Raw genomic sequence first — 14,131 nt, 5'->3', positions numbered from 1 at the left:
ATTTGGACTGTTTTGCTGACGAACCGAGGAGAACCCCATGGTGCTGGCCGCCAGCCTTGTCCGCCGCGGAGCAGCCGCCTTCCCCGACCGCACCGCGGTCCTGGTGGGCGACGACTCGCTGACCTACGCCGAGGTGGACGCCCGCGCGAACCTCATCGCCCACCACCTGCGCGGCCACGGCGTCGGCAAGGGGACCCACGTCGCGCTGCTGGTCGGCAACGGGCTGCACTCGGTGCCGATGGAGTTCGCCTCGATCAAGGCCGGCCTGGTGCGCGTGCCCCTCAACGCCCGCCTCTCCCTCGACGAGCACGCCGACATGCTCGCCGGCTCGCACGCCACGGTCGTGGTGGCCGACGCCGCCCTGTCGCCCCGCGCCGCCGAGCTCGTCGAGCGCGTCCCCGGCCTGCGTGCGTTCTCGCTCGACGACCTGGTGGCCCCGGTGGCCGAGGCCGTCGCGGAGCCCGAGGTGGCCCTCTGCGAGGACGACCCGACGCTGCTGCTCTACACCTCCGGCACGACCGGGAAGCTCAAGGCGGTCGTGCACACCCAGGGCACCTACGGGGCGATCTGCACCAACATCCTGGCCAACGTGCTCGACCCCCAGCCCGACTCGGTGATGCTGCACGCGGCCTCGCTCATCCACGCCAGCGGCACCTTCGTGCTGCCCTACTGGGTGCGGGGCGCCGCCTCGGCGATCCTGCCCGGCTTCGAGCCCGCGTCCTTCGTGGCCGCCATCGCCAAGCACCGCGCCACCGAGATCAACCTGGTGCCGACGATGTTCGCGATGCTGCACAGCACCGGCGTCCTGGAGGGGGCCGACCTCTCCTCGCTGCGCAAGGTGATCTACGGCGCCAGCCCGATGCCGAGGCCGGTGCTGGAGCGCTCCATCGAGGTCTTCGGGCCGATCCTGACCCAGTACTACGGGCAGACCGAGGCGCCGCTGTGCATCGCGGTGCTCGACGAGCACGCCCACGCCGACCCGAGCCTGTGGAGCGCCTGCGGCAGGCCCGCCACCGACGTCGAGATCCGACTGCTCGACGAGGACGGCGCGCCGGTCGGGCCGGGCGAGATCGGCGAGATCTCGCTGCGGGCCCCGTTCCAGATGCAGGGCTACTTCGAGGCCGACGGCCTCAACGCGGCGTCGCTGAGCGACGACGGCTGGCTGCGCACCCGCGACCTGGCCCGCTTCGACGAGCGGGGCTACCTGCACCTGGTCGACCGCACCAGCGACATGATCGTCACCGGCGGCTACAACGTGTACCCCCGCGAGGCCGAGGACGCGCTCGCCTCGCACCCGGCGGTCGCCGAGTGCGCCGTCGTCGGCGCGCCCGACGCCACCTGGGTCGAGGCGGTCACCGCCTTCGTCGCCCTCCGCGACGGCGCCAGCGCCTCCGAGGCCGAGCTGGTCGAGCACGTCCGGGCCCGGATCGCCACGCACAAGGCCCCCAAGACGGTGCAGTTCGTCGAGGCGATCCCGAAGTCGGCGGTGGGCAAGATCCTGCGCCGCGCGCTGCGCGAGCCGCTGTGGGAGCAGGCGCGATGAGCGACGTGCGCGTCGAGACCGACGGCGACGTCACCACGATCGTGATGAGCCGCCCCGAGCGGCACAACGCGGTCGGGCGCTCGATGGCCGACGAGCTGGCGCAGGCCTTCCGCGACTTCGAGGAGTCGGAGGCGAAGGTCGCGGTGCTGGCCGGCGACGGGCCGTCGTTCTGCGCCGGGGCCGACCTGAAGGCGGTCGGCACCGCCGAGAGCAACCGGGTCTCGCCCGAGGGCGACGGGCCGATGGGCCCGACCCGGATGGAGCTCTCGAAGCCGGTGGTCGCGGCGGTGCACGGGCACGCGGTCGCGGGCGGCCTCGAGCTCGCCGTGTGGTGCGACCTGCGGGTGGCCGACGAGGACGCCGTCCTCGGTGTCTTCTGCCGGCGCTGGGGCGTCCCGCTCATCGACGGTGGGACGGTGCGGCTGCCCCGCCTGATCGGCCACGGCCGCGCGATGGACCTGATCCTCACCGGCCGGGCCGTGGGTGCGCGGGAGGCGCTCGAGCTGGGCCTGGTCAACCGGGTGGTGCCCGCCGGCACCGCCCGGGCAGCCGCCACGGCGCTGGCCCACGAGATCGCGCGGATGCCGCAGACCTGCCTGCGTGGCGACCTCCGCTCGGCGCGCGCCCAGTGGGGCGACACCGAGGAGGCGGCGATGCGGCGCGAGCTCGCCATCGGCCTGGTCTCGCTCGAGGCCGACGGGGTCGCGGGCGCGGGCCGGTTCGCGGCGGGCAGGGGTCGCGGCGGCTCGTTCGAGGACATCTGACGACGACGCGCCACTAGGGTGCGGCCATGACCAGCACCGGACCCGAGGCCACGACCACCCACGAGGGCCCCCTGCGCGTCGAGCGCGACGGCCACGTCGAGACCTGGACGATCGACCTGCCCGAGACCCGCAACCCGATCTCGGGGCCCGACGTGGTCGCGGCGTTCGTCGAGCACACCGCCCGCGTCGACCGCGACGGCGACGTGCGGGCGGTCATCCTGACCGGCGCCGGGTCGGCCTTCTCGGCCGGTGGCAACGTGCACGAGATGGCCGAGCGGCGCGGGATGTTCTCGGGGGCGCCGTACGAGCAGCGCAACGGCTACCGGCACGGCATCCAGCAGATCCCGCTGGCGCTGCGCCGCTGCGAGGTGCCGTTCATCGCGGCCGTCAACGGCCCCGCGGTCGGCGCGGGCTGCGACCTGGCGATGATGTGCGACCTGCGCATCGCCTCCACCAAGGCGTTCTTCGCCGAGTCCTTCGTGCAGCTGGGGATCATCCCCGGCGACGGGGGAGCGTGGTTCCTGACCCGCGCGATCGGGCCCGCCCGGGCCGCGGAGATGGCGCTGACCGGCGACCGCGTCGACGCCGCCACCGCCCTGGAGTGGGGGATGGTCTCGCGCGTCGTCGAGCCCGAGGAGCTCCTCGACGCCGCCCGCGACCTGGCCGCCCGGGTCGCCAAGAACCCGCCGCACGCCACCCGGATGGCCAAGAAGCTCATCCAGGAGTCCCAGCAGCGCGACCTCGAGGGCGTCCTGGAGCTGAGCGCGGCGATGCAGGCGATCTCCCATCACACCCAGGCCCACACCGACGCGGTGCAGGCGTTCGTGGAGCGCACCCGCCGCTAGGCACTCATACTCCTCGGGTGAAGACGCTCACTCCCCGCCGCGCCGCCTCCTTGGTGGCAGCGCTCGCGGTCTCGGTCCCCCTGCTCGCCACGCTGGCCACCGCGCCGGCCTCCTCCGCGCCCTCTGCGCCCTCGACGCCCGCAGCGGCCGCCGCCGTCCGTGCGTCGGCGGCCCCCGACGCACCGACCATCCGCTGGCGCGACTGCGGACGCCTCGACTGCGGGCGGATGTCCGTCCCGCTCGACCACGACGAGCCCGACGGCGCCAGCATCGACCTCGAGGTGGCGCGGGTCCCGGCCCGCAAGCCGGCCCGGCGCATCGGTGCGGTCTTCGTCAACCCCGGCGGGCCCGGCGGCGGCGCGGCCGGCTTCGCGCCGTACGCCGCCAGGCTGCTCGGCCCCCAGGTCCGCAACCGCTTCGACGTCGTCGGCATCGACCCGCGGGGCGTCGGCGGCAGCAGCGGTCTGCTCTGCCGCGGGCGCAGCGACGCGTCGTACCCGCGCGTGGCCTTCCCCGACACCCGCCCCCAGCGGCGCGACTGGCTGGCCTTCGACGCCACCGAGCAGCGCCTGTGCGCCAAGAAGCGGATCGTCGACCACATGAGCACCGCCGACACGGCGCGCGACATGGACCTGGCGCGCCAGGCGCTGGGCGACGAGCAGGCGAGCTTCTTCGGCGCCTCCTACGGCTCGGTGCTGGGCGCGACCTGGGTCTCGCTGTTCCCCGAGACCGTGCGCGTGGCGGTCGTCGACGGCGTGCTCGACCCGGTGGCCTGGACCACCGGCCGCGACCTGCCCGACGGCACCCCCGGCTCCAGCCTGCCCTCCAGCGGGCGGCTGGGCAGCGAGGTCGGCGCCCGGGACGCCCTGGTCGCCGGCCTCGCCGAGTGCGACGCCGCCGGGCGGAGCAGCTGCCGGCTGGCCGGCGACGCGCTGGGCCGCTGGGACGCCGTCGCGGCCCGGCTGCGCGGCGACCGTGCGGCCGGGCGCCGCATCGGGCTGTCCTACTCCGACTTCGTGGGCTCGACGCTCGGCATGCTCTACGGCGGCGACGTCGCCTTCATCGCCGACTTCGCCTTCCGCGCCGAGCGTCGCCTCGCCCGCACCGGCGGACGCCCGCTCTCCGGCGAGCCGGCCGAGGCCGCCGCGTCGCTGGCCCGCACCGTGCGCCAGGTGCGCGAGCAGCTGGCCCGCTCGCCGTTCCCCGGCCCGTACTCCGCCGCCCCCACCGTCACCGGGCAGCGCCGCGCCGGCTCGCGCGTGTGGATCGACGGCAGCTTCCACGGGGTGCTGTGCTCCGACGGGCTCAACCCCACCGACACCGGCGCCTGGGTCGAGAACGCCGAGCGCACCCGCGCCGCGGGCGGCGACTTCGGCCCGCTGTGGTCGTGGAGCTCCTCGGCCTGCGCGGCCTGGCCGGGCTCGGGCGAGGACGCCTACCGCGGCCCGTTCACAATGCCGGACGCCGAGCGGCTGCTGGTGGTCAGCAACCGCCACGACCCGGCCACCCCGCTGAGCGGCGCGCTGGCGCTGCAGGAGCTGATGCCGGGCTCGCGGCTGGTCACCACGGGTGAGACCGGCCACGTCGCCACCGGCACCAACGAGTGCGCCACCAGCGTCGTGCGAGCGGTGCTGAGCACCGCACGCACGCCCGGTGCGGACGTCTTCTGCGAGCGCGAACGGGAGCCGTTCACGCCCTGATCCACAAAAAGTCGCCCGCGATTGGTTTGCAGACGGGGTGGGCGCGGTAGTGTGTGGCTCAGCAACAGATGCAAGTTCCAGCAGGTCGACGCCAGCGGAGTTTGTGATCCAACGGCGTTTCAGCTTGTACGGGTCCTGCCAAGGTCAAAGCAAGTCGGAGCGACGTGTCACCGCATCAAGTTTGCCGGGCCGTCGAAGTGACGGTCCTCGCTTTGACTAAGGAGTACCAAGCACATGGCACAGGGCACCGTTAAGTGGTTCAACGCCGAGAAGGGTTTCGGCTTCATTGCGCAGGAGGACGGCGGCGACGACGTCTTCGTGCACTACTCGGCGATCCAGACCCAGGGCTACAAGTCCCTGGACGAGAACCAGAAGGTCGAGTTCGACGTCACGCAGGGCCCCAAGGGCCCGCAGGCGGAGAACGTTCGTCCCGTCTGACCAGGACGTCGCCGGCTCCTAGCCGGTAGCACCATGACGAGGCCCCACCCGGTGACGGGTGGGGCCTTCGTCGTGTCCGGCGCGCGTCTTGCTGAGTTTTGGCACAGAATGTGGGCCGCGGGGGTTTGTCCGGCCCGTGCGTCGGGCAGTCTGGATGGCGATGGACATCCACGAGCTGAGCGGAGGAAGAGTGCACGACCAGTTCGACGTCTCGCTCGAGGACTCCGACCTGCTCGGGGAGGTCGAGCTGACCACCAACCTGATCATCGCGGCCTCGGAGTCCGAGGAGCACCTCAGCCAGCCCGAGATCGACGACATCCTCGGCGTCGCGCTGCACCGCGACGCCTCCTGACGCCCGGCCCCGCAGCGCCGGCCCCGAAGCGGCCCTGCGGCGCCGGGCTTCTTCTCTGTTGCTTTCCTACCCTAGGGGGGTACCCTATGGTCATGGTTGAGCACCAGCACGGGTACCTGCACCGCAAGGACGACTACCTCGCCCGACTGCGCCGCATCGAGGGCCAGGCCCGCGGCCTGCAGCGGATGGTCGAGGAGGAGCAGTACTGCATCGACATCCTGACCCAGGTCTCGGCGATGACGAAGGCCCTGCAGTCGGTCTCGCTGGGCCTGCTCGACGAGCACATGCACCACTGCGTCGCCGACGCCGCCCGGGCCGGCGAGGCCGAGGGGCGCGCCAAGATCGACGAGGCCGTCGCCGCTATCACCCGACTCGTGAAGTCCTGAAGGAGTACCGCATGAGCACCCACACCAGCACCTGGACCGTCACCGGCATGACCTGCGGCCACTGCGTCGCCTCGGTCACCGAGGAGATCGCCGAGATCGACGGCGTCGAGAGCGTCGACGTCACCCTCGAGAGCGGCGAGGTCGTCGTGACCAGCAACGCCCCGCTCGAGCGGGTCAGCGTCGAGCGCGCCGTGAGCGAGGCGGGTTACGAGCTGACGTCATGACCACCACCACCAGCGAGGTCGAGGTCGACCTCGCCATCACCGGCATGACCTGCGCGTCGTGCGCCAACCGCATCGAGCGCAAGCTCAACAAGCTCGAGGGCGTCAGTGCCACGGTCAACTACGCCACCGAGAAGGCGCACGTGGTCGCTCCCGGGTCGACCAGCACCGACCTGCTGCTCGAGACCGTCGCCAAGGCGGGGTACGCCGCCAGCGTGCCCGACCCCGAGAGCGACACCGACGACGCGGCCGACGAGCTCGCGGCGCTGCGCCGCCGCCTGGTGGTCTCCGCGGTGCTGGCGGTGCCGGTGGTCGCGCTGGCGATGGTGCCGGCCTGGCAGTTCGACCGCTGGGCGTGGGTCTCGCTGGTGCTGGCCACCCCCGTCGTGCTGTGGGGCGCCTGGCCCTTCCACCGCGCCGCGGCGACCAACCTGCGCCACGGCTCCACGACCATGGACACGCTCGTCTCCGTGGGCGTCGGGGCGGCGTACCTGTGGTCGGTGGTGGCGCTGGTGGTCGGCGACGCCGGGATGCCCGGCATGACGCACGGGTTCTCGTTGAGCCTGCAGCGCGGCGACGGGCTCGACGAGGTCTACCTCGAGGTCGCCGCCGGGGTCACCACCTTCCTGCTCGCCGGACGGTGGTTCGAGAAGCGCTCCAAGCGCCGCGCCGGCGCCGCACTCGAGGCGCTGCTGCGGATGGGCGCCAAGGAGGTCGCGCTGCTGCGCGACGGCCTCGAGACGCAGGTGCCGGCCGAGGCCTTGCGGGTCGGCGACGTCTTCGTGGTGCGCCCCGGCGAGAAGGTGGCCACCGACGGCGAGGTCGTCGAGGGCGTCTCCGCGGTCGACGTCTCGATGCTGACGGGCGAGCCGGTGCCGGTCGACGTCGGTCCGGGCGACGTGGTCACCGGGGCGACCGTCAACGCCGGCGGCCGGCTGGTCGTGCGCGCCACCCGCGTCGGCTCCGACACCCAGCTGGCCCAGATGGCGCGCCTGGTCGAGCAGGCCCAGCAGGGCAAGGCCGAGGTGCAGCGCCTGGCCGACCGGGTCTCCGGGGTCTTCGTACCCGTCGTGATCGCGCTCTCGCTGCTGACCCTGGCCGGGTGGCTGCTCAGCGGCGCCGGCGCGACCACCGCCTTCGCCGCGGCCGTCGCGGTGCTGATCATCGCCTGCCCGTGCGCGCTGGGCCTGGCCACGCCGACCGCGCTGATGGTGGGCACCGGCCGCGGCGCCCAGCTCGGCATCCTGATCCGCGGGCCCGAGATCCTCGAGTCCACCCGCCGCGTCGACACGATCGTGCTCGACAAGACCGGCACCGTCACCACGGGCCGGATGAGCCTGGTCGACGTGGTCGCCCACGGAGCGGAGGCGGGGGAGGTGCGCCGGGTCGCGGCCGCGCTCGAGCACGGCTCCGAGCACCCGATCGCCCGCGCCGTGGCCACGGCCGCGCCGCGCGAGGAGCACCCCGAGGTGAGCGGCTTCGCCAACCGCGAGGGCCTCGGCGTCGTCGGCGACGTCTCGGGGCGGCGTACGGCGGTGGGGCGCCCGGCGCTGCTCGAGGCCGAGGGCCTGGCCCTGCCCGCGCCGCTCGCCGAGGCGCTCGAGGCGGCGCAGGCCCAGGGCCGCACCCCGGTGCTGGTCGGCTGGGACGGCGCGGCGCGCGGGGTGCTGGTCGTCGCCGACACCGTCAAGGACACCTCCGCCGAGGCCGTCGCACGGCTGCGGTCCCTCGGTCTCGACCCGGTGCTGCTCACCGGCGACCACGAGCGGGCCGCCCGGGCGGTGGCCGCCGAGGTCGGCATCGACACCGTGGTCGCCGACGTGCTGCCGGCCGACAAGGTCAGCGAGGTGCGGCGGCTGCAGGAGGCCGGGCGCGTGGTGGCGATGGTCGGCGACGGCGTCAACGACGCCGCCGCGCTCGCCCAGGCAGACCTGGGCATCGCCATGGGCACCGGCACCGACGTGGCCATCGAGGCCGCCGACCTGACCCTTGTCAGCGGCGACCTGCGCGTCGCCGGCGACGCGGTCGCGCTGGCGCGCCGCACCCTGGGCACCATCCGCGGCAACCTCTTCTGGGCCTTCGCCTACAACGTCGCCGCGCTGCCCCTGGCCGCCCTCGGCCTCCTCAGCCCGATGATCGCCGGCCTGGCCATGGCGCTCTCCTCGGTCTTCGTCGTCACCAACAGCCTGCGCCTGCGCCGCTTCCGCGGCGCCGTCGCTGGTTGAGCAGCGAGGGCCGAAGGCTCGAGCGTCGCCGAAACCGGGTGACTCCATGGCGTACGGCGGGCGCGGTGCTTGTGGGGTCTCGGCGTCGCTCGTCGCTGGCGCTCCTCCCTGCTCGACCAGCGGGCGGGGTCAGCAGGTGGCGAAGAGCAGGGGACCGTCGGAGAGGTCGCTGAGGGGGAAGGCGCCGGCGACGGGGGCGAGGTCGAGGGTGACGGTGGTGGCGTCGGCGGTGACCTCGTCGACGGTGAACCGGTCGGAGAAGGCACCGCCCTGGCCGGGGGCGGGGCCGGCGGCCAGCGCGGCGCGGGTGTCGGCGTTGGTGCGGGCCTGCTCCTCGGACTCGAAGCCCAGACCGACCCGCAGGTCGAGGGGCGCCTGCGAGCCGCCGTCGCCGTCCTCCTCGGGCGGCAGCAGCGCCAGCACGAACCCGGTCAGCGGGCTCACCGGGCCCGCCTGGGCCAGCAGCTCGTCGGCGGCGGCCTGGTCGGAGTCGCCGGCTCCACCCATCGACAGCGACCCGCAGGCCTGCTCGCCGGTGAGCAGCACCGCGCTGAGCGGCTGCGCGGGCAGGGTGCCGAGCACGTCGGTGACGCCGGCTGCGCTGGGCTCGTGCTCGTCGGCGGCCTCCTCGAGGCTGCGCTCGAGGTAGGCGCGTTGGTCGCTGGCCAGCAGCAGCGAGCGCTCCTCGTCGAGGGCCACGAACTGCAGGGTGGGGGTGCCGGCGCTGCCGCTGGCGGCGTTGAGCCGGGCCAGCACCTCCTCGCCGCCCTCCCACACGCCCTCGGGGGAGTCGGGACGGGTGTAGCCGAGCGACTCGAGCCGGTCGCCCAGCGCCGAGGCGTCGGCGTCGTCGCCGAGCCCCACGATCTCCAGCGCCCCGTCGGGCGACTGGGCCAGCAGCTCCCAGTCGATGCTGGCCGGCGACCAGCCGAAGGACTGCGCCAGCAGCGGCGCCGACTCCACCAGCCCCGAGGCGGAGGTCAGGTCGGCGTCGAAGCCCGCGTCGAGCAGGCGGCGTACGGCGTCGTCGTCGGTGCCGGTGACCCCCAGGCGCTCGCGCACCGCCGCCCAGTCGGTCCAGGTCCAGCGCTGGGTGTCGGCGGGGGCCAGCGAGACCGCCCGCTCGAGGTCGCTGCCGGGCCCGCGCCACCACCGCACCCCCACCGCGAGCACGGCGATCAGCAGCAGCGTGAGGGCCACGACACCGGCCACCACCAGGCCCCGGCGCAGCGTGCGTCGGTCCTGGGGGTGGGCGCTGATGCTCGGCTCTGGCACGGGTCGGGCTCCTCATCGCGGCGACGGTGGTGTGAGACTACGGGCATGGCAGACGTCCCGAGCCGCTCCCGTGACGTCCTCGCCGCCGGGGCCGTCGTCTTCCGGCCCGGCCGCGAGGTGCTCCTGGTGCACCGGCAGCGCTACGACGACTGGTCCTTCCCCAAGGGCAAGCTCGACCCGGGCGAGCACGCGAGCACCGCCGCGGTGCGCGAGGTCGAGGAGGAGACCGGGCTGCACGTGCGCCTGGGCCCGCCGCTGCCCTCGCAGCGCTACCCCAACGCCAAGACCATGAAGACGGTCCACTACTGGGTCGGTCGGGTGGTCTCCGACGACTCGGTCGACGACTACGAGCCGAACGCCGAGATCAGCGGCGTGCGCTGGGTGCCGGTCGACGAGGCCGCGACGCTGCTGACCTACGAGCGCGACCGCGAGCTGCTCGAGACCGCGCTGGGTCGGCGCAAGCGCACCCACGCGCTGGTGGTGCAGCGCCACGCCCGCGCCCGGGCCCGCTCGACGTGGCGGGGCGACGACCGGGAGCGCCCGCTGCAGCAGGTCGGGCGCAGCCAGGCCTTCGACCTGGTGCCGGTGCTGGCGGCGTACGACGTGCGCCGGCTGGCGACCTCGCCGGCGGCGCGCTGCCTCGAGACCCTCACGCCGTACGCCGAGACGATCGGCGCCGACCTCGAGCTCGTCGAGGAGGTGACCGAGGAGGCCGCGACCGAGGGAGCGGTGGCCAAGGTCGTCACCGGCCTGGTCGAGGACCTGCACACCACCCGGCGCGGCGCGGTGCTGTGCACCCACCGCCCGGTGCTGCCGCTGGTCTTCGAGGCGCTCGGCCTCGACGACCCGGCCCTGGCGCCCGGCGAGATGGTGGTGGTGCACCTGCGCAAGGGCCGTGTGGTGGCCACCGAGCGGCACCTGCCGCACTGACCGGCGGCCCGGCGCGCGACCGGAGCGGGCTCGTTCATGTGACGGCCGTCTCGTGCTGTGCCCGATGTCGCCGAAGTGGCGGTGCGGGTTCACCGTCCGTTCACCGACGCCGACAAGGCTGGTCACTTCTGCTGCCTAGGTTCCTGGTTGTCCGTAGAACATGAGACTCCAGGAGTAGACGAAGTGACGAGCACTTCCATCCGTCGGGCGATCGTCCCCGGCATCGCAGCGCTGACCCTCGCGCTGTCCGCCTGCGGCGCAGCCAACGAGGACACCGGCAGCACCTCCGCCGAGGGCGGCGGCGACCTGTCCGGCACGCTCGCCGGCGGCGGCGCCTCCACGCAGCAGGCCGCCATGGGCGCCTGGGCGGTCGGCTTCCAGGGCACCAACCCCGACGTCACCGTCGAGTACGACCCGATCGGCTCGGGCGGTGGCCGCGAGAACTTCATCAGCGGCGCCTTCCCGTTCGCCGGCTCCGACGCCTACCTCACCGACGACGAGGGCGAGCTCTCCGACGCGACCGAGCGCTGCGGCGGCGACGCGCCGATCCAGGTGCCCAGCTACATCAGCCCGATCGCGGTGGCCTACAACCTGCCCGAGGTCGACGAGCTGAAGCTCTCGCCGCAGACGCTGGCCGGCATCATGGCCGGCAAGATCACCACGTGGGACGACGAGGCCATCGCCGAGGACAACCCCGACGCCGACCTGCCGTCCGAGCGCATCAACGCGGTGCACCGCTCCGACGAGTCGGGCACCACCGAGAACTTCACCGACTACCTCACCACCGTCGCCCCCGACGAGTGGGACGCGGGCGTCGTGGAGACCTGGCCGACCGAGTACGGCGGCGAGGGTGCCAAGGGCACCTCCGGCGTGGTGCAGACGGTCGAGAACTCGGAGTTCTCGATCGGGTACGCCGACGCCAGCCAGACCGCCGAGCTGGGCCAGGCGCTGATCGGGGTCGGCGACGACTTCGTCGAGCCGTCGGCCGAGGCGGCCGCCAAGATCCTCGAGGCCTCGCCCGAGGCCGAGGGCGCCAGCGACACCGCGGTGATCTACGACCTCGACTTCGCCACCGAGGAGGGCGGCACCTACCCGATCGTGCTGACGTCCTACCTGATGGCCTGCCAGTCCTACGACGACGCCGCCGACGGCGAGCTCGTCAAGGCCTTCATGGAGTACGTCATCTCCGACGAGGGCCAGGACCAGGCCGCCGCCGAGGCCGGCTCGGCCCCGCTGTCGGACTCGATCCAGGAGCAGTCGCTCTCGATCATCGAGAACATCGGCTGAGGCCGTAGTTTTCACCGTGTGCCCCACCACGACGTGGTGACGAGGGGCTCGGGACCGTCCACCATGGTCCCGGGCCCCTTGACCACGCCCGGCACCACCACCGCACCAGACCAGGAGACCCACCCGTGGCGATGACCACCGAGCCCCGATCCGATCGGGACGTGACGGCGATCGACCAGTCGACCGGTCGCGTCGGCGACGTCGTGTTCGCCGGCCTGGCCCGCAGCTCCGGCCTGCTGATCATGCTGGCGCTGGCCGGCGTGGCGGTGTTCCTGGTGGTGCAGGGCTCCGGGGCCCTGGGCAACACCGGCGACGCCGTCTACGGCAAGGACAGCATCTGGGGCTACGTGTGGCCGCTGCTGTTCGGCACCCTGCTGGCCTCGGTGATCGCGATGATCATCGCCGCGCCGCTGGCCATCGGGGTCGCGCTGATCATCTCCCACTACGCGCCGCGTCCGGTGGCCAAGACGCTGGGTTGGCTCATCGACCTGCTGGCCGCGATCCCGTCGGTGGTCTACGGGTTGTGGGGCATCAACTTCCTGGCCCTCAACCTGGTGCCGGCCTACGACTGGCTGCAGCGCAACGCCGGATGGATCCCCTTCTTCGAGGGCCCGGTGCCCAACTCCGGACGCACGATGCTCACCGCCGGCATCGTGCTGGCGGTGATGGCGCTGCCGATCATCACCGCGATCTGCCGCGAGGTCTTCGCCCAGACGCCGACGATGCACCAGGAGGCCGCACTGGCGCTGGGGGCGACGCGGTGGGAGATGATCCGGATGACGGTCTTCCCCTACGCCCGCTCCGGCATGATCTCGGCGGTGCTGCTCGGCCTGGGCCGCGCGCTCGGCGAGACGATGGCGGTGGCCCTGGTCCTGGCCCCGAGCCTGCTGGTCAGCTTCAACCTCATCACCGCCGAGCAGAGCTCGTCGACGATCGCGGCCAACATCGCGCTGAACTTCGGCAACGCCTCCGGCGCCAAGATCGACACCCTCATCTTCACCGGCCTGGTGCTGTTCGTCATCACCTTCGCCGTCAACTTCCTCGGTCGGGCCATCGCGGTCCGCGGCGTGGCGAAGGGCTGATCACGATGACCGACACCCTCACTCCCGTCGACGACGCCTCGCCGCACTCGATGCCGCTGCAGGGCGCCCAGCTGCCCCGCTACGCACCGGCGCTCGCCGCGGGCATCGCCGTCGGCATCGCCCTGCTCGCCGTGCTGCTGGCCGGCGTCGGCCTGGTCACCGCCGTCCTGATCGCCTGGATCCTGTTGGCCGTCGGCCTGCCGGCCTGGTCGCGGGCGGTCGAGGGGTCGCGCAAGGCCGCCGACCGGGTGGCGGGCGTGCTGGTCTGGTCGGCGTTCGCGCTGGCGATGGTCCCGCTGGTCTCGCTGGTGTGGACGGTGCTGAGCAAGGGCCTGCCGATCCTGTCGGCGCAGTTCTTCCAGAACTCGATGCGCGGCATCCTCGGCGAGGGTGGCGGCATCTACCACGCGCTGCTGGGCACGCTGATCATCACGGCGCTGGCGACCGTGATCTCGGTGCCGATCGGCGTGCTGTGCGCGATCTACCTCGTCGAGTACGGCAAGGGCTCCAAGCTGGCCCGGGTGATCACCTTCCTGGTCGACGTGATGACGGGCATCCCCTCCATCGTGGCCGGCCTGTTCGCCTACGCGCTCTTCGTGCTCTTCTTCGGACCCGGGGTCCGGATGGGCTTCGGCGGCTCGGTGGCGCTCTCGGTGCTGATGATCCCGATCGTGGTCCGCGCCACCGAGGAGATGCTCAAGCTGGTGCCCGACGAGCTGCGCGAGGCGGCGTACGCCCTGGGCGTGCCGAAGTGGCGCACCATCGTCAAGGTGGTGCTGCCGACCGCGGTGGCCGGCATCGTCACCGGCGTCACCCTGTCCGTGGCCCGCGTCGCGGGCGAGACCGCGCCGCTGCTGATCATCGCCGGCCTGACCACCGGGGTGAACTTCAACCCGTTCTCGGAGCGGATGGCCACGCTGCCGGTCTTCATCTTCTACGCGATCACCGAGCCCGGCATCTACGACGAGGAGATGGCCGCCTACGCCTGGGGCGCGGCGCTGACCCTGGTCACGCTCGTGATGGTGCTCAACGTCGCGGCCCGCGTCATCGGCAGCGTCTTCGCCCCCAAGACCGGGCGCTGAC

14 protein-coding genes are annotated in these 14,131 nt (G+C 73.1%); 13 read left to right on the top strand and 1 reads right to left on the bottom strand.

The genetic code is table 11. The features are described from left to right. The first annotated feature begins 37 nt into the window (after positions 1-37). From JOE61_RS07765 to JOE61_RS07725, 9 genes are all read left to right on the top strand, one after another. The gene (locus JOE61_RS07765) at positions 38-1,543 is read left to right on the top strand and encodes a class I adenylate-forming enzyme family protein (RefSeq protein WP_193669921.1); all 1,506 of its coding nucleotides are present in this window, start codon (positions 38-40) and stop codon (positions 1,541-1,543) included. Next, complete coding sequence (locus tag JOE61_RS07760) at positions 1,540-2,307, top strand: crotonase/enoyl-CoA hydratase family protein (protein ID WP_193669920.1); 768 nt, start codon at positions 1,540-1,542, stop codon at positions 2,305-2,307. Before JOE61_RS07765 ends, JOE61_RS07760 begins: the two co-directional genes overlap by 4 nt. A gap of 26 nt (positions 2,308-2,333) precedes the next feature. Then, positions 2,334-3,152 carry a crotonase/enoyl-CoA hydratase family protein gene (locus tag JOE61_RS07755; protein WP_193669919.1) on the top strand — a complete coding sequence of 273 codons (819 nt, stop codon included), beginning with the start codon at positions 2,334-2,336 and terminating at the stop codon, positions 3,150-3,152. A gap of 17 nt (positions 3,153-3,169) precedes the next feature. Further along, a complete protein-coding gene (locus tag JOE61_RS07750; RefSeq protein ID WP_193669918.1) occupies positions 3,170-4,852 on the top strand; it encodes an alpha/beta hydrolase in 1,683 nt (560 codons plus the stop codon). Between the two features lie 234 nt (positions 4,853-5,086). Beyond that, positions 5,087-5,290 (top strand): cold-shock protein, encoded by a 204-nt coding sequence (locus JOE61_RS07745; protein WP_056863399.1) that lies wholly within the window; start codon positions 5,087-5,089, stop codon positions 5,288-5,290. A 160-nt stretch (positions 5,291-5,450) separates the two neighbouring features. Continuing rightward, a complete protein-coding gene (locus tag JOE61_RS07740; RefSeq protein WP_193670032.1) occupies positions 5,451-5,642 on the top strand; it encodes a hypothetical protein in 192 nt (63 codons plus the stop codon). A 92-nt stretch (positions 5,643-5,734) separates the two neighbouring features. After that, positions 5,735-6,028: a metal-sensitive transcriptional regulator gene (locus JOE61_RS07735; RefSeq protein WP_193669917.1), complete on the top strand. Its 294-nt coding sequence runs from the start codon at positions 5,735-5,737 to the stop codon at positions 6,026-6,028. Between the two features lie 11 nt (positions 6,029-6,039). Beyond that, positions 6,040-6,252 carry a heavy-metal-associated domain-containing protein gene (locus tag JOE61_RS07730; RefSeq protein ID WP_193669916.1) on the top strand — a complete coding sequence of 71 codons (213 nt, stop codon included), beginning with the start codon at positions 6,040-6,042 and terminating at the stop codon, positions 6,250-6,252. Continuing rightward, positions 6,249-8,474 carry a heavy metal translocating P-type ATPase gene (locus JOE61_RS07725; protein WP_193669915.1) on the top strand — a complete coding sequence of 742 codons (2,226 nt, stop codon included), beginning with the start codon at positions 6,249-6,251 and terminating at the stop codon, positions 8,472-8,474. The genes JOE61_RS07730 and JOE61_RS07725 overlap by 4 nt, the downstream gene beginning before the upstream one ends. A 129-nt stretch (positions 8,475-8,603) precedes the next feature. On the opposite strand, the gene JOE61_RS07720 is transcribed toward JOE61_RS07725, so the two are convergent. Continuing rightward, positions 8,604-9,749 carry a hypothetical protein gene (locus JOE61_RS07720; protein ID WP_193669914.1) on the bottom strand — a complete coding sequence of 382 codons (1,146 nt, stop codon included), beginning with the start codon at positions 9,747-9,749 and terminating at the stop codon, positions 8,604-8,606. Between the two features lie 45 nt (positions 9,750-9,794). On the opposite strand from JOE61_RS07720, the gene JOE61_RS07715 reads away from it, so the two are divergent. The 4 genes from JOE61_RS07715 to pstA all read left to right on the top strand — a co-directional run bounded on the left by JOE61_RS07715 (position 9,795) and on the right by pstA (position 14,130). Further along, positions 9,795-10,679, top strand: a complete 885-nt coding sequence (locus tag JOE61_RS07715) for an NUDIX hydrolase (RefSeq protein ID WP_193669913.1) — start codon at positions 9,795-9,797, stop codon at positions 10,677-10,679. Between the two features lie 183 nt (positions 10,680-10,862). Further along, entirely contained in the window at positions 10,863-11,966 is a 1,104-nt protein-coding gene (gene pstS / locus JOE61_RS07710; protein ID WP_193669912.1) for a phosphate ABC transporter substrate-binding protein PstS, read from the top strand. Between the two features lie 161 nt (positions 11,967-12,127). Beyond that, positions 12,128-13,048: a phosphate ABC transporter permease subunit PstC gene (gene pstC, locus JOE61_RS07705; RefSeq protein WP_307822871.1), complete on the top strand. Its 921-nt coding sequence runs from the start codon at positions 12,128-12,130 to the stop codon at positions 13,046-13,048. A gap of 5 nt (positions 13,049-13,053) precedes the next feature. Continuing rightward, positions 13,054-14,130 carry a phosphate ABC transporter permease PstA gene (gene pstA / locus JOE61_RS07700; RefSeq protein ID WP_193669911.1) on the top strand — a complete coding sequence of 359 codons (1,077 nt, stop codon included), beginning with the start codon at positions 13,054-13,056 and terminating at the stop codon, positions 14,128-14,130. Position 14,131 lies beyond the last annotated feature (1 nt).

This window comes from Nocardioides salarius, from assembly GCF_016907435.1.
Classification (GTDB): domain Bacteria; phylum Actinomycetota; class Actinomycetes; order Propionibacteriales; family Nocardioidaceae; genus Nocardioides; species Nocardioides salarius.
The sequence above is the reverse complement of the archived record's forward strand: the minus strand, read 5'-3'. Positions and strand labels throughout refer to the sequence as shown.